The 15,408-nt window shown below is 69.0% G+C and carries 15 protein-coding genes; 7 read left to right on the top strand and 8 right to left on the bottom strand.

Going from position 1 to position 15,408, the window contains the following annotated elements:
• Positions 1-32: 32 nt before the first annotated feature.
• Positions 33-869 carry a TIGR00266 family protein gene (locus tag D9601_RS05870; RefSeq protein ID WP_198352923.1) on the top strand — a complete coding sequence of 279 codons (837 nt, stop codon included), beginning with the start codon at positions 33-35 and terminating at the stop codon, positions 867-869.
• 57 nt (positions 870-926) lie between these two features.
• Here the strand turns inward: D9601_RS05870 and aspS are convergent, their stop codons facing one another.
• Positions 927-2,747 (bottom strand): aspartate--tRNA ligase, encoded by a 1,821-nt coding sequence (aspS, locus tag D9601_RS05875; RefSeq protein WP_198352924.1) that lies wholly within the window; start codon positions 2,745-2,747, stop codon positions 927-929.
• Positions 2,748-2,869: 122 nt separating this feature from the next.
• Between aspS and rnd the strand changes: the two genes are divergently transcribed.
• On the top strand, positions 2,870-4,045 hold the full coding sequence (gene rnd, locus D9601_RS05880; RefSeq protein WP_198352925.1) for a ribonuclease D: 1,176 nt from the start codon (positions 2,870-2,872) through the stop codon (positions 4,043-4,045).
• Entirely contained in the window at positions 4,042-4,332 is a 291-nt protein-coding gene (locus D9601_RS05885; RefSeq protein WP_198352926.1) for an I78 family peptidase inhibitor, read from the top strand. The genes rnd and D9601_RS05885 overlap by 4 nt, the downstream gene beginning before the upstream one ends.
• A 25-nt stretch (positions 4,333-4,357) precedes the next feature.
• On the opposite strand, the gene D9601_RS05890 is transcribed toward D9601_RS05885, so the two are convergent.
• From D9601_RS05890 to D9601_RS05905, 4 genes are all read right to left on the bottom strand, one after another.
• Positions 4,358-5,824, bottom strand: coding sequence for a Ppx/GppA family phosphatase (locus D9601_RS05890; RefSeq protein ID WP_198352927.1), 1,467 nt, complete (start codon positions 5,822-5,824; stop codon positions 4,358-4,360).
• A gap of 97 nt (positions 5,825-5,921) precedes the next feature.
• Complete coding sequence (locus D9601_RS05895) at positions 5,922-8,090, bottom strand: RNA degradosome polyphosphate kinase (RefSeq protein WP_198352928.1); 2,169 nt, start codon at positions 8,088-8,090, stop codon at positions 5,922-5,924.
• Complete coding sequence (locus D9601_RS05900) at positions 8,087-8,722, bottom strand: HdaA/DnaA family protein (RefSeq protein ID WP_198352929.1); 636 nt, start codon at positions 8,720-8,722, stop codon at positions 8,087-8,089. The genes D9601_RS05895 and D9601_RS05900 overlap by 4 nt, the downstream gene beginning before the upstream one ends.
• Positions 8,719-9,972, bottom strand: a complete 1,254-nt coding sequence (locus D9601_RS05905; protein WP_198352930.1) for a heavy-metal-associated domain-containing protein — start codon at positions 9,970-9,972, stop codon at positions 8,719-8,721. Before D9601_RS05905 ends, D9601_RS05900 begins: the two co-directional genes overlap by 4 nt.
• A gap of 62 nt (positions 9,973-10,034) precedes the next feature.
• On the opposite strand from D9601_RS05905, the gene purM reads away from it, so the two are divergent.
• From purM to D9601_RS05925, 4 genes are read left to right on the top strand one after another with little or no spacing between them, the layout of a single operon-like run.
• A complete protein-coding gene (purM, locus tag D9601_RS05910; RefSeq protein ID WP_198352931.1) occupies positions 10,035-11,144 on the top strand; it encodes a phosphoribosylformylglycinamidine cyclo-ligase in 1,110 nt (369 codons plus the stop codon).
• Positions 11,145-11,150: 6 nt separating this feature from the next.
• The gene (purN, locus tag D9601_RS05915; RefSeq protein ID WP_198352932.1) at positions 11,151-11,696 is read left to right on the top strand and encodes a phosphoribosylglycinamide formyltransferase; all 546 of its coding nucleotides are present in this window, start codon (positions 11,151-11,153) and stop codon (positions 11,694-11,696) included.
• Complete coding sequence (locus D9601_RS05920; RefSeq protein WP_198352933.1) at positions 11,693-12,052, top strand: MmcQ/YjbR family DNA-binding protein; 360 nt, start codon at positions 11,693-11,695, stop codon at positions 12,050-12,052. The genes purN and D9601_RS05920 overlap by 4 nt, the downstream gene beginning before the upstream one ends.
• Positions 12,049-12,627, top strand: coding sequence for a hypothetical protein (locus D9601_RS05925; protein WP_198352934.1), 579 nt, complete (start codon positions 12,049-12,051; stop codon positions 12,625-12,627). Before D9601_RS05920 ends, D9601_RS05925 begins: the two co-directional genes overlap by 4 nt.
• On the opposite strand, the gene D9601_RS05930 is transcribed toward D9601_RS05925, so the two are convergent.
• The 3 genes from D9601_RS05930 to D9601_RS05940 are packed head-to-tail and all read right to left on the bottom strand — an operon-like array spanning position 12,628 to position 15,406.
• Complete coding sequence (locus D9601_RS05930; protein WP_198352935.1) at positions 12,628-13,077, bottom strand: MaoC family dehydratase; 450 nt, start codon at positions 13,075-13,077, stop codon at positions 12,628-12,630. It abuts the gene before it with no gap.
• Complete coding sequence (locus D9601_RS05935; RefSeq protein ID WP_198352936.1) at positions 13,077-14,936, bottom strand: acetyl/propionyl/methylcrotonyl-CoA carboxylase subunit alpha; 1,860 nt, start codon at positions 14,934-14,936, stop codon at positions 13,077-13,079. Before D9601_RS05935 ends, D9601_RS05930 begins: the two co-directional genes overlap by 1 nt.
• Positions 14,933-15,406: a nuclear transport factor 2 family protein gene (locus D9601_RS05940; RefSeq protein ID WP_198352937.1), complete on the bottom strand. Its 474-nt coding sequence runs from the start codon at positions 15,404-15,406 to the stop codon at positions 14,933-14,935. Before D9601_RS05940 ends, D9601_RS05935 begins: the two co-directional genes overlap by 4 nt.
• Positions 15,407-15,408: the final 2 nt, after the last annotated feature.

Genomic DNA, 15,408 nt, shown 5'->3' on the forward strand with positions numbered 1-15,408 from the left:
TATCGCTCTGCCACACGTGGTGGGAGACGATCATGCCCTTTCAATCCCCTTGGCAGCAGGGCGCCGGCAGCGGCGGCGGTGCCGACGACATCGAATTCGAGATCAAGGGTGAGGAGTTGCAATTCCTCGAGATCGAGCTGGATCCCGGCGAAAGCGCGGTGGCGGAGGCGGGCGCAATGGTGTGGAAGGACGCCTCCGTCGCGATGACCACCGTGTTCGGCGACGGCAGCGGCGACCAGGGTGGCGGCTTCATGGGCAAGTTGCTCGGTGCCGGGCGGCGGCTGGTCACCGGCGAGAGCCTGTTCACCACCGTCTTCACGCATGAGGGGCGCGGCAAGGCGCGAGTCGCCTTCGGCTCGCCGACGCCGGGCTCGATCCTGCCGATCCGCCTGTCCGACGTCGGCGGGCAGCTGATCTGTCAGAAGGATGCCTTCCTCGCCGCGGCACGCGGCGTGCAGCTCGGCATCTATTTCCAGCGGCGAGTGCTCACCGGCCTGTTCGGCGGCGAAGGCTTCATCATGCAGTCGCTGACCGGCGACGGCTGGGTCTTCGTGCAGATGGGCGGCACCGTCGTCGAGCGCGAACTGGCGCCGGGCGAGGAATTGCATGTCGACACCGGCTGCCTGGCGGCGATGACGCCGTCGATCGATTTCGACCTGGTCACCGTCGGCGGGGTGCGCAGCGCGCTGTTCGGCGGCGAAGGATTGTTCTTCGCGCGGCTGCGCGGGCCGGGCAAGGTGTGGATCCAGTCGCTGCCCTTCTCGCGATTGGCCGGGCGGATGCTGGCGGCGGCGAACGGCCGTGGCGGCAATCGCGGCGAAGGATCGGTGCTCGGCGGCTTCGGCGACTGGGTCGGCGGGAACGACTGAGGCTGGAGCATCCATCATCATTCGTCATCCCCGCGCAGGCGGGGATGACGAAGGGGGTTACCCCGCGCTCGGTGCCACCGTCGCGGTGACGCCCGCGGTGGGCTCGACCGGCACCGCCGAGCGGATCGACAGCTCGCGCAGCTGCTTCGGCGCCGCCGGGCTCGGCGCGCCCATCAGCAGGTCCTCGGCGCGCTGGTTCATCGGGAATAGCGTGATCTCGCGCAGATTCTGCGCGCCGCAGATCAGCATGACGATGCGGTCGACGCCGGCGGCCATGCCGCCGTGCGGCGGCGCGCCATACTGGAAGGCGCGGTAGAGGCCGCCGAACCGCTCCTCGACGTCCGCCTTGCTCAGCCCGACCAGCTCGAACGCCTTGACCATCAGGTCCGGCGACTGGTTGCGGATCGAGCCCGAGGCGATCTCATAGCCGTTGCAGACGAGGTCGTACTGGAAGGCCTTGATCTTCAGCGGCTCGCCCGCGTTGAGCGCGTCCATCCCGCCCTGCGGCATCGAGAAGGGATTGTGCGCGAACTCGACCTTCTTCTCGTCCTCGTCCCATTCGTAGAAGGGAAAGTCGACGATCCAGCACAGGCGGAACGCGCCCTGCTCGATCAGGCCGAGCTGGTCGGCGACGCGGGTGCGTGCCGCGCCGGCGAGCTTCGCCGCGGCCTCTGCCTTGCCGGCCGCGAAGAACAGGCCATCGTCGGGCCCCAGGCCGAGCGCGGCGTAGAGCGCCTCCATCCCGTCGGTGCCGTGGTTCTTGGCGATCGGGCCGCCGAACTCGCCGCCCTTGCGGGTGACGTAGCCGAGGCCGGCATGCCCCTCGCCGCGCGCCCATTCGTTCATCTCGTCGAAGAACTTGCGGCTCTTGTCGGCGGTGGCCGGTGCGGGGATCGCGCGGACGACACCGCCCGAACCGACGATCTTCTCGAACAGGCCGAAGCCGCTTTGCGTGAAATGCTCCGACACGTCGGTGATGAGCAGCGGGTTGCGCAGGTCGGGCTTGTCGCTGCCGTACTTCAGCATCGCCTCGTCATAGGGGATGCGCGGGAACTCGCCGGTCGGCGTGACGCTGCGGCCGTCGGCGAAATGTTCGAAGATGCCGCCGATCACCGGCTCCATCGTCTCCCACACCTCTTCCTGCGTGACGAAGCTCATCTCCAGGTCGAGCTGGTAGAATTCGCCGGGCAGGCGGTCGGCGCGCGGGTCCTCGTCGCGGAAGCAGGGCGCGATCTGGAAATAGCGGTCGAAGCCGGCGACCATCAGCAGCTGCTTGTACTGCTGCGGCGCCTGCGGCAGCGCGTAGAACTTGCCCGGATGGATGCGGCTCGGCACCAGGAAGTCGCGCGCGCCCTCCGGCGACGACGCGGTCAGGATCGGCGTCGAATATTCGGTGAAGCCGGCATCCTCCATGCGGCGGCGCATCGCCGCGATCACCTTGGTCCGGCGGACGATGTTGGCGTGCAGCGTCTCGCGGCGCAGGTCGAGGAAGCGGTAGCGGAGGCGGATATCTTCCGGATAATCCTGTTCGCCCGCCACCGGCATCGGCAACTCGTCCGCCGCCGACAATACCGTGGCGCCGCGCGCGAAGACCTCGATCTCGCCGGTGGCGAGATTGGGGTTCACCGTGCCGGCCGAACGCGCCTTCACCACCCCGTCGATCGTGACCACCGATTCGACGCGCACCTGCTCAAGGATCGGCAAAGCGGCCGAATCGCTGTCGGCGACGATCTGGGTGATGCCGTAATGATCGCGCAGATCGACGAACAGCACGCCGCCATGGTCCCGCTTGCGATGGACCCAGCCCGACAGGCGGACGGTCTCGCCGACGGCCGAGGCACTGAGCGCGGCGCAGGTGTGGGTGCGATAGGCGTGCATAAAAGAATTCCAACAATGTCCGTCGCCGCCCGGCAAGCTGGCCCGACGGTTGATCGATGGCCGCGCCCTCCCCTTTCCATCCCCTCTTTGTCAACCCGCACGCGCGGGCTATGGACGGTCGGATGCACATCCACCCGTTGATTACCGACAGCGCGACTCTCGCCAATCTCTGCACCCGCCTCGCCGATGCCGACTTCGTCACCGTCGACACCGAGTTCATGCGCGAGAGCACCTATTATCCGGAACTCTGCCTGATCCAGATCGCCGATGTGAACGAGGCAGCGGCGATCGATCCGATGGCGCCGGGGCTCGACCTGACGCCGCTGCTGCAGTTGCTGACCGACAATGAGGACGTGCTCAAGGTCTTCCATGCCGGCGGCCAGGATATCGAGATCATCTACAATCTGACCGGCAAGACGCCGCACCCGCTGTTCGACACGCAGGTCGCGGCGATGGCGCTCGGCCAGGGCGAGCAGATCGGCTATTCCAATCTGGTCGACAGCTGGCTGGGCATCCAGGTCGACAAGGGCGCGCGCTTCACCGACTGGGCGCGGCGCCCGCTCGATGCGCGGCAGATCGAATATGCGATTGGCGACGTCACCCATCTCGCCCGCATCTTTCCCAAGATGCTGGAGCGGCTGCGCAAGACGGGGCGCGGCGCCTGGCTGGATCAGGAAATGGAGCGGCTTGCCGATCCCGCCAATTACGCCAACGACCCGGATGGCGCGTGGAAGCGCGTCCGCGTGTCGAGCCGCAAGGCGGACGTGCTCGGCCGCCTCAAGGCGCTGGCCCGCTGGCGCGAGCTGGAGGCGCAGGCCAAGGATTTGCCGCGCGGCCGGATCGTCAAGGACGAGACGCTCGGCGACCTTGCCGGCCACCCGCCGCGGCGGCAGGCCGACCTCGCCAAGGTGCGCGGACTGTCGGCGACCTGGGCAGCGAACGACATCGGCGGCCGGCTGATGGCGGCGCTCGACGCGGCAGAGCCGCTGCCGGCGGACGAGATGCCGCCGCGCGACGACCGCAAGCCCGGCCTGGGTAAGGACGGCGCACTGGTCGCCGACCTGCTCAAGCTGTTGCTGAAGATCCGCGCCCGCGACATCGACGTGGCCTCGCGCCTGCTCGCGCGTTCGGACGAGCTGGAGATGCTCGCTGCCGGCGTGCGCACGGGCCTCCCCATGCTGCAGGGTTGGCGCTATGATCAATTCGGTCGCGACGCGCTCGATCTGGTCGAGGGGCGACTCGGCTTCGCCGTGCAGGGCGGCAAGCTTAAAATGACGCGCGGCGAGGAGGCGGCATGACCAAGCTGACGGTGGCGGCGATCGCGGGGGCTCTGCTGATCCAGGGCTGCGCGACGGTACCGGAACCGGTGCCGACGGGGCCCTGCAAGGTGACGCAGCAGATGCATATCCGCTACGCCGGGATGAAGTATCGCGAGCGGATGCGGCGCGGGCTGGAGCGGGACGCCAACGCGCCGGTGTCGCGAATCCTGCGCGCCGATGCGGGCGGGACGATGGATTTCCGGACCGAGCGGCTGAACATCCACCTGGGCGATGACGGCCGGATCGACGGACTGCGCTGCGGCTGATCGTCCGCCGCTGCCGCCGGACGGGTCAGCCGATGGAGCTGACGACCGGCCGGCGCTTGAGCAGCAAGGCGAGCGCGGCATGCCGGCGCTCGACCGTCTCCGCATATAGTTGCCGATCCGCCGCCTTCAGCGCCAGCGTCACATCCTTGGCCGTCATCGACAGGGCGGTGCGGTGCAGCGGTCCGGCGAGACCCGCGCTGAAACGCTGGCCGAGACGGATCGCCAGACCCCAGCGGATGGCGGCGTCGAGCTGTCCCGGACTGGCAAGCGCGGCGAGCAGCGGGTGCGGCGTCGTGACACCGCCGAGGCTGGAGTGCAGCGCCTGCGCGAGCATCGCGCGTTCCGCGGCGTCGATCCCGACCCAATTGCCGTGCAGCGCGATCTCGAAGCCGCGCTCGTCCCGGAATTCAGGATTGGCATGCCAGCCGACGTCGGCGAGCAGACAGGCGGCGTGGCGGATCCGGGCGTAGGCCGCGGGCTCGTCGGCGAATAGGGGCGCGATCCAGCCGTCGAGCAGGTCGCCATGTTCCGGAAATCGGCCGAGCAACCGTCCTTCCTCTCGCGCGCCGACGATCAGCGGATCGAGAGCACGGGTCGCCGGGTCAAGCGCGGCATAGAGCAGGCCTTCACGCAGGCCGAAGGTTGAGGCGACGCCGGCACTGCTGCCGAGTTCGCGCATGACGATGCCGAGCAGGGCGGTGGCATCGCCGAGCGCGGCGGCGCGGGCGGACGACATGCCCGGCACCGCGCGCAACCGCTGGCGCGGCAGATGGGCGATGCTGCGGCCAAGCCGAGCGACGGTTTGCGGCGCGAGCGCATAGCCGTGGATGATCGGCAGCGGATAGTGCGTCAGGCTCATGTCAAGCCGGGCGAGCGCGCGCCACGAGCCGCCGACCATGTAGAGCGGCAGACCCCTGCCCCGCCCGGTCCAGCGGGCATCGCGGATCATACGCGACACCTGGCGGTCGAACGCGCCGCTGCGCTGTGCGCGCAGCGCGGCGATGCGCAGCACGCCGAGCGGAAAGGAAATTCGGTCGGTCACCGTATTGGCGACAACGCGGACCAGTTCGAGGCTGCCGCCGCCGAGATCGCCGACGATGCCGTCCGCGTCGGGAATGGCGGACAGCACGCCCATGCCGGCGGCGGTCGCCTCCTGCTCGCCGCTGAGCAGTTCCACCGACAGACCGAAATGGGCGGCGGCGGCGATGAAGTCACGCCCGTTGCTGGCGTCGCGAACCGCGGCGGTGGCGACGGTGCGTACTTCCGCCTTCATCTCGCGCGCGACGGCCGCGAAGCGCGCCAAGGCACCGATCGCCAATGCCATCGATTCCGCATCGATCGCGCCGGTCGCCGACAGGCTGCGGCCGAGGCCGGCCATGACCTTTTCGTTGAACAGGGCGGCGGGAACGCGTGGGTGACCTTGATAGACGACGAGGCGCACCGAATTCGAGCCGATGTCGATGATCGCGGTGCGGGGGTAGGAGACCGCCATCACGCTGCCATCCGGTTATCGATGACGGAGGGATGCGCGGCGCTCACGGAGCCACCCATGACCCGACCACCGCAATTGCGGGCGCGCGCCGCACCGATCAGGACGGTTGCCGCCGCCGCAGCGACAGGGTCGGCACCGCGTCGCTTTCCGCCAGCGCCTGGCCGCGGCCGGACAGCGATGGATTGGTCATGAAGTAGCGGTGCAGGTTGAACGGCTTTTCCCCCGGCTCGTCGCGGATATAGCGGCCGTCGGGCTGTAGCTCCCAGCTCTGTTCGGTGTCGAGCAGGTTGGCGACCATGACCTGGTCGAGCACCTGGTCGTGGACGGTCGGGTTTTCGATCGGCAGCATATATTCGACGCGTCGGTCGAGGTTGCGCGGCATCCAGTCGGCGGACGAGATGAACACCTTCGCATTGTCGTTGGGCAAAGCCGCGCCATTACCGAAGCAGAAGATGCGGCTGTGTTCGAGGAAGCGGCCGACCACCGACTTCACCCGGATGTTTTCCGACATGCCGGCCACGCCGGGACGCAGGCAGCAGATGCCGCGCAGGATCAACTCGATCTCGACGCCGGCATTGCTCGCCTCGTACAGCTTTTCGATGATCGCCGGGTCGACCAGGCTGTTCATCTTCGCCCACACCATGCCGCAGCCGCCGGCACGGGCATGCGCGATCTCCTCGTCGATCAGCGCGAGCAGGTCCTTCCGCAGGTCACGCGGGCTGAGGCTGAGCTTGGCGATGTCGGTCGGTTCGACATAGCCGGTGACGTAGTTGAACATTTGTGCCGCATCGCGACCGATCCGTGGATCGGCGGTGAAGAAGCTGAGGTCGGTGTAGATGCGCGCTGTAACGGGGTGATAATTGCCGGTGCCGAAGTGGCAATAGGTGCGGAACTGGCCGTTCTCGCGCCGGACGATCATCGACACCTTGGCGTGCGTCTTCCATTCCAGGAAGCCGTAGACGACCTGGACCCCGGCGCGTTCGAGCGCGCTGGCCCACAGGATATTCTGTTCCTCGTCGAAGCGCGCGCGCAATTCGACCACGGCGGTGACCGACTTGCCGGCCTCCGCCGCCGCGATCAGCGCGTTGATTACCGCCGATTGCTTGCCGGCGCGATACAGCGTCTGCTTGATCGCGATGACGTCGGGGTCCTGCGCCGCCTGCTTGAGGAAGGCGAGCACGACGTCGAACGTCTCATAGGGATGATGGACGATGATGTCCTTCGCGCGGATCGCGGCAAAACAGTCGCCGCCGAATTCGCGGATGCGTTCGGGAAAACGTGGAACGAAGGGCAGGAACTTGAGGTCGGGACGATCCTCGTCGACCACCGCGTCGAGATCGCCGATGCCGAGCAGATTGCCACTTTCGGTGACGATCGCGTCGCCGCCCAATTCGGCGCGCAGCACCGCGGCGAGCGTGTCGGGCATGCCCGTCTCCAGCTCCAGCCGGATGACGCGGCCGCGACGGCGGCGCTTGATGGCATTGGCGAAGTAGCGGACCAGATCCTCCGCCTCTTCGTCGATCTCGATGTCGCTGTCGCGCAGCACCCGGAAGGCGGCGGCACCGTGCACGGCATAGCCGGGGAAGACGAGCGGCGCGAACCGCTTGAGGATCGCCTCGATCGAGACGTAGCGGGCGGGCTCGCCGGGGAGGCGGACGAAGCGGCGCGCGGAGGCGGGGATCATCACCAGCTCGCGGACCGGCTCGCCGTCCGACTGGCGGACCAGGTCGAACATCACCGACAACCCCTTGTTGGGGATGAAGGGGAACGGGTGCGCGGGATCCAGCGCCTGCGGCGTGAGGATCGGGAAGATCTGCTCGCGGAAATGCGTCTCAAGCCAGGCGGCGGCTTCGGCGTCGACCTCGTCGCGACGCAGGACGTGCAGATTGGCTTCGTCGAGCAGGGTGCGCAGGTCGCCCCACACCTGCTGCTGATCGGCCATCAGCGCGTCCGCCTCTTCGGTGATCGCGGCGAGCTGCTGCCCCGGCGTCAGCCCGTCGGTGGAGCGGCGATCGACGTCCTTGAGCTGCTGGCCCTTCAGCCCGGCGACGCGGACCATGAAGAATTCGTCGAGGTTCGAGCCGGAGATCGACAGGAAGCGCAGCCGCTCGAGCAGGGGATGCGCCGGATTGCACGCTTCGTCCAGGACGCGACGGTTGAACGCCAGCCACGACAGCTCGCGGTTGAAATAGCGATCATTGACCTCCGGCACGAAGGGGTCGTCGTCAGCGTCGGTCAGATGGGAGAGATGGGCAGGCCTGGTCATGGTTCGTCGCTAGAGACCAACGATTGCGGTTGCGTGACGATCCCCGCCGCAAACAGCACGTTGCGGGCGAGTGGGATCGACAGCCGCCGGCGCGTCTCCAACGCCGCCTGATCGAGCGCGTCGACGGTGCGCTGGATCGCGACGTGACTGCGTTCGATCCGCGTCGCCAGCCAGTCGATCAGCTCCGGCCGGGCGTCGAGGCCGCGACGGTGGAACAGGTGCGCCAGCAGCTCGCGGACGAGCGCGTCGTCGGGCATGTCGATCGCGGCATGCGGGCTGGCGGCGAGGCGCGATCGCAGATCGGGCAGCCGCACCGCCCAGGCCGGCGGCAGCGCGTCCGCGACGATGACCAGCGGCCGCCGTTCCGCCTGCGCCCGGTTCCAGGCGTGGAACAGCTGGGTCTCCGGCAGGCTTTCCGCATCGTCGATGATCGTGCCGCCGCTCTTCGCCGCGAAGATGCGGGCGAGCAGGCTGCGCCCCGACTTGCGCGGGCCGGTCAGCACCGCGGCCATCACCGGCCAGGACGCCCAATGCTCCAGCGTGCGCGCCGCTCCCGCATTGGACGGGGTGACAAGGAAGGCATCGTCGCGGGGATCCGCCGGCCAGCCAAGCGGCAGCGCGAGCTGGCTCATCCGGCCGGCTGGGTGTCGGCCGGTACCTCGGGCGGCGCGAGCCGCGGTGCGCGGCGGATGCGCAGCGTCTGCCCCGATCCACTGACCTGATAGCCGCGTACCTCGAGGGCGGCGCGCAGCGAGGCGGGATCGCCGTCATAGCTGACGCGGAGCAGCGAGACGCCGCCCAACGCCAGGCTGGTGGTGGTCGCGGCCCGGACCCCGGGAATGCCGCGCAGCAGCCCCTCGATATTGGCAACCGATGTGGCGCTGGGGGTATCCGCCTGGACGACGATAGGAATGCCGGCGCTGGCAGTGCTGCCGGTGTCGCCGACGATCTCCGCCAGCGTCTCGCCGCTCGCCTCGTCGTCGGCCGTCGGCTCGGCTACCGGTTCGGGCGCGGGCGGCGGCGACAAAGTGGCATCGACGTTGAGTGCGCCGCCACGCAGCGCCTGCTGATAGAGCGCGTCCATCCGCTGGACGCCGGTGTCGAGCAATTGCGGAAGGCCCGCGGCATTGCCGACGCGCAGCGTGAAACTGCCGACGAGCTGATTGTCGGGACCGTGGCGCGCCTGGAAGACGCCGATGATCGGCCCGCCCGGATAGCTGCGATAGAGGCGCACCACCGGGATCAGCACGTCCGACGCGCCATATTGGTCGAGCACATTGCGCCACCAGCCGCGTCCTGGCCGGCCGATCTGGCCGGCGTTGAGCAGCAAGGCGTCGGCGCCGCTGCCCGACGGACGGATATAATCGATCGTACTGTTGCCGGTGCGCAGCCGCGCCCAGGCCGCCTGCCACGGGCTGGGCTGTTCGAACATCAGCTCCGTGCCGGCGGAGACGAGCAGCGGCATCACCAGCATCGGCCGCGACCGATCGGCATAGGCGCTGATGCCGAGCAGTCCGGCGGCGCGGGTCCGGTCGAACAGCACGCCGAGACGGCCGATATAGCGGTTGGGGCCGATCTGTTCGTTCTCGACGACGATGCCCGAGACCATGCCGTCGAGCGTGCCGTCGCTGACTAGGCCGCCGCCACCGCCGAGTCGCCGCGACAATTGCACCCAGGCCTTACGCTGGGCGAGCCGCCAGCCGCCGAGCCGCGCCTGATCGGCGGTCTTGGCGGCGACGTCGACCGTGACGCCGGAGACCTCATAGCTGCCCGAGGTGTCGATCGGCGCGACGCCGCGGCTGCCCTCGATCTGGGCGAGCGCGCCGGCGCCGGCGAGCAGCGCCGCACCGGCGAGAAGGGAGAACAGGGACCGCGGACGCATCGTGGCAGCCTTTTGGCGAAGCAGGCGTGGAAATCCAAGCGCGATGTGGCTAGGTCGCCGCCATGAGCACCGAAGCCGAACCGAACGCGCCCTATACCTATGCCGATGCCGGAGTGTCGATCGCCGCGGGCAATGCGCTGGTCCGCGCCATCGGCCCCCTCGCCCGATCGACGCGGCGGCCGGGCGCCGATGCCGACCTGGGCGGCTTCGGCGGCTTCTTCGACCTCAAGGCGGCGGGCTTCACCGACCCCCTGCTGGTTGCCGCCAACGACGGGGTCGGCACCAAGCTGAAGCTGGCGATCGAATCGGGTCGGCACGAGGGTGTCGGCATCGACCTGGTCGCCATGTGCGGCAACGATCTGATCGTCCAAGGCGCCGAGCCGTTGTTCTTCCTGGATTATTACGCGACCGGCAAGCTCGACAACGGCATCGCCGAGCGGGTCGTCGCGTCGATCGCGGAGGGCTGCCGCCAGGCCGGCTGCGCGCTGATCGGCGGCGAGACGGCCGAGATGCCGGGCATGTATGCCGATGGCGACTATGACCTCGCCGGTTTCTGCGTCGGCGCGGTCGAGCGCGACCGGGTGCTGACCGGCCGGACCATCGCCGCCGGCGACGTCGTACTCGGCCTCGCATCGAGCGGCGTCCATTCCAACGGCTATTCACTGGTTCGCCGACTCGCCGCGGACAAGGGGTGGAAGCTCGACCGACCGGCGCTGTTCGATTCAGACCGGTTGCTGATCGACACGCTGATGGCGCCTACGCGTATCTATGTCGCCAGCCTGCTGCCGCTGGTGCGCGAAGGACGGATCAAGGGTCTGGCGCATATCACCGGCGGCGGTCTGCTCGAGAACATCCCGCGCGTGCTGCCCGAGGGTGCGCATGCGGTGATCGACGCCGGTGCCTGGGAACAGCCGCGGCTGATGGCCTTTCTGCAGGCGCAGGGCGGCATCGAGCCGGAGGAGATGGCGCGCACCTTCAATTGCGGGATCGGCATGGCGGTGGTCGTCGCCGCCGAAGCGGCCGACGACGTCGCCGCGGCGCTGCGCGCGGCGGGGGAGACGGTCCATAGGATCGGCCGGATCGAGGCGGGGCCGCGCGGGTGCACGGTCCGCGGTCCGGCGGAGAGCTGGTCGGCGCGAGCCGACTGGACCGCGACGCACAACCACGGCTGAGCGGCGATGAAACGCGTCGGCATCCTGATCTCCGGGCGGGGATCGAACATGATGGCGCTGGTCGAGGCGGGGATCGACGTCGCGCTGGTCGCCTCCGACAAACCGGACGCGGCCGGCCTGGCCTGGGCGCGGGAACGTGGCCTCGCCACCTTCGCCCTGTCGCCCAAGGGCATCGGCAAACCGGCCTATGAGGCGGCGATCGACGCCGCGCTCCGCGAGGCGGGCGTCGAGGTGATCGCGCTGGCCGGCTACATGCGTCTGCTGTCGAACGATTTCGTCGCCAGGTGGCGCGGCCGGATCATCAACATCCACCCGTCGTTGCTGCCCAAATACAAGGGCTTGGACACGCACGCGCGGGCAATTGCGGCGGGCGATGCGGTCGCCGGCTGTTCGGTCCATGTCGTCACCGAGGAACTGGATGCCGGCGAAGTGCTTGGACAGGCGGAGGTGCCGGTGCTGCCCGGTGACACGCCCGACGCGCTCGCTGCGCGGGTGCTGGACGCCGAGCACCGCCTGTACCCGCAGGTGCTGAAGGAGTTCGCCAGCCGATGACCAGTCCCCTCGACCGTATCCGCGCGATCGCGCTCGTCCTGCCCGACAGCGAAGAGCGGGAAAGCCATGGCCAACCCACCTTCTTCGTCGCGGGCAAGCCCTTCTCGCAATTCCGTGACGACCATCACGGCGACGGCCGCACCGCCGTGTGCGTGCGGACGAGTGGACCAGACGAGCAGGCGAAGCTGATTGCGGCGGCGCCGGACACCTATGCCACGCCGTCCAATCTCGGCACCGAACATTGGGTCGCCATCGATCTGTCGGCGGAAGCGGACTGGACGCTGGTCGAGGATCGGATCGCGCGCAGCTGGGAATTGAGCGCGCCGGCCGCGTTGCTGGAGGCCGGCGGGCGATGACGGAGACGGCGGATCAGGCCCGCACCCGCCGGCGCTGGATCACGCTGGCCGAGGTCGTCGCGGTCGCGGGCGTCGTGATCGCGGCGCTGACGCTGTATCTCAACGTCTCGGACCGGCGCGCCGACCAGGCGGAACGCGCCGCCACGGCGCAGAAGGACGCGGCGGTCCAGGCGCGCGTCGAGCTGACCGGCACCGTCGATGGCGACACCATCACCCTCAAGGATCCGCGCCACGACATCACCGACACGACGATCCTGTTCCCCAAGGCGCTGGGCGTCGGCAAGCAGGCGCCGGTCGAGCCGGAGGTCGACGCGTCGATGTTCAACCGAGCACTGCTCAAGATCACCGACGGCGGCCCCGATGCGCGCACGGGCAGGCTGCCGGTGCTGATCACGACCCGCTATTGGGATGGCGATGCGACGCGCAGCGCGCGCGGCTTGTACGACATCGTCTGGCGGACCCACGGCCGCCGGTTGTTCGGACGGGCGCTGACACTGGAAGGATTCCGCCTGCGCCAGACCGGGGGCGACGCCGCGGCGCTGGAGCGTGCCTGGGACGCGGCCAAGCCCCGCTGATCAGCCGCGTCGTTTCAGCAAGGAGGTCCGCAGGCATTGGCAGACGGTCTCGTCGCGCTGGTTGAGCATGACGTGACGGAACGTGACCAGACCGGCATCCGGGCGGCTCTTGCTGTCGCGCAGTTCGACCACCTCCGTCTCGGCGCGCAACGTGTCGCCGAGGAAGACCGGCTTTGGCATCACCAATTTGTCATAGCCGAGATTGGCGACCAGCGTGCCTAGCGTCGTATCCGTCACCGACAGGCCGACCATCAGCGCAAAGGTGAAGGTGCCGTTGACCAGGATCTGGCCGAATTCCGAGGCACGCGCCGCTTCCGCATCGAGGTGCAGCGGCTGCGGATTATGCGTCATCGTCGAAAAAAGCAGATTGTCCGTCTCGGTCACGGTCCGACGAATGTCGTGCACGACCCGGTCGCCGACCGTCCATTCGTCATAACAGCGACCCGCCATCACGAACCCCTTTCGATGCGGACGAGCATGGTCCCCTCGGTCACCTGCCCGCCTGCCGTTGCGGCCAGTGCAGCGACCGTGCCGTCGAAGGGCGCAGTCAGGCTGTGTTCCATCTTCATCGCCTCCAGCGTCACCAGTTTCTGGCCGGCGGTGACCCGGGCGCCCTCGGTGACATCGACCGCAATGATGCGGCCCGGCATCGGCGCGAGGATCGCACCGTCCGCCGCACCGCCGCCCGCGGCCGCCGTCGCGCGCCACGGCATGACCTGCCAGGTCTGGCCGCCTTTGGTGATCAGCAGGCGCGACAGGCCGGGCGTACCGGTGACGGTCGCGCCGGCGAAGTCGACCTCGACCGGCTCGCCGCCGACATCGAGGCGGGCGATCCGACGCGACGGGGCATTGAGCCGGAAGCCGCCAATGGACCCGGCCGCATCGCCGGCAAGCGCGGCGGCGGCATCGACCAACGCTTCCTCGCTCGGCAGCGCCGGCGGCAGCAGGGCGTCGCCCTCGCGGGCGATCAACCCGGTGTCGACACAGCCGGATACGAAATCAGGATGGTCGAGCGCCTCGACCAGGAAACCGGCGTTGGTGCGCAGCGGCCAGATCACCGCCTCGTCCAGCGCATCGGCCAGCGTCTCGCGCGCCTCGTCGCGTGTCTCGCCGTGCGCGATCAGCTTGGCGATCATCGGGTCGTAAAAAGGCGTGATCGTCGCCCCCTGCTCCACCCCGGTGTCGACTCGCACACCCGTCTCGTCCGGATCGCCCAGGTCGAAGGCATCGAGCCGGCCGATCGACGGCAGGAAGCCCTTGGCCGGGTCTTCCGCATATAGCCGCGCCTCGATCGCGTGGCCGTGGATGGCGAGCTGATCCTGGCGCAGCGGCAGCGGCTCGCCGCTCGCGACGCGCAGCTGCCACTCGACCAGATCCTGGCCGGTGATCGCCTCGGTGACGGGATGCTCTACCTGGAGCCGCGTGTTCATCTCCATGAACCAGATCCGGTCGGCGTGCAGGCCATCGCTGGCATCGGCGATGAATTCGATCGTGCCGGCGCCGACATAGTCGACCGCCTGCGCCGCGCGCACCGCCGCATCGCAGACCGCGGCGCGGGTCGCAGCGTCCATACCCGGCGCAGGCGCCTCTTCGATCACCTTCTGGTGGCGGCGCTGCAGCGAACAGTCGCGCTCGAACAGATGGACGACGTCACCACGCGTGTCGCCGAACACCTGCACCTCGATATGCCGGGGCGACAGGATGTATTTCTCGATCAGTACGCGATCGTCGCCGAATGAGGAGGCCGCCTCGCGGCGGCAGCTGGCGAGCGCGTCGGCGAAGTCGGCGGCATCGTCGACGCGGCGCATGCCCTTGCCGCCGCCGCCCGCCACCGCCTTGATCAGTACGGGATATCCGATCGCATCGGCCTGCGCCTGCAGATGGTCGGGACGCTGGTCCTCGCCCTGATAGCCGGGGGTGACGGGCACGCCGGCGGCGATCATCCGCGTCTTGGCTGCGTCCTTCAGCCCCATCGCGCGGATGCTGGCGGGGGGCGCCCCGACCCAGACGAGGCCGGCGGTGATCACCGCCTCGGCGAAATCGGCATTTTCGCTGAGGAAGCCGTAGCCGGGGTGGATCGCCTGTGCGCCGCTGTCGCGGGCCGCGGCGATGATCCGCTCGCCGACGAGATAGCTCTCGCGCGCCGCGGCGGGGCCGATATGCACCGCCTCGTCCGCCTCACGGACGTGCAGCGCGTCGGCATCGGCATCGGAATAGACGGCAACGGTGCGGATGCCGAGCCGCCGCGCGGTGCGGATGATCCGGCAGGCGATCTCGCCGCGGTTGGCGATCAGCAACGATTCGATCATGCCGGGCATCCGGTGGTGCGCTGCGTCCAGGTGACGTTGAGGACGCGCCAGCGCCCGTCCTCGCGGACCAGGTCGAAATGGTCGGTGCCGCAATGATGCACCTTGCCGTCGATGGTGAAGACGTAGGGGCTCCACACCATGGCGATGTCGCCGTCGACCTCGACCGCGGGATCGGTCAGCCGTTCCTGATAGCGTTCCGGACCGGGTTTCACGCCGGCGGCGAATTCCGGCCAGCTGGTGCGGCGGACCTCGCGGCGGCCGTCGGGCCGCTCGGCGACGACGGTGGCACCGCCGTCGGGACGGACCTGTGCCAGGATCGCCGCGCCGTCGCGCGCGGCGAGGCCGCGGAACATGGCGTCGATCGGCGCCATCACGTTCGCCGCATCGGCGTCGGCATAGGGCAGCGGATTGGCGGGCGGCAGCTTGTCCGACGCCTGGACCTGAAGCGCGAGCAGGAGAGCGAGGATCATCG

It is taken from the genome of Sphingomonas sp. MA1305 (assembly GCF_016107325.1).
Lineage (GTDB): Bacteria > Pseudomonadota > Alphaproteobacteria > Sphingomonadales > Sphingomonadaceae > Sphingomonas.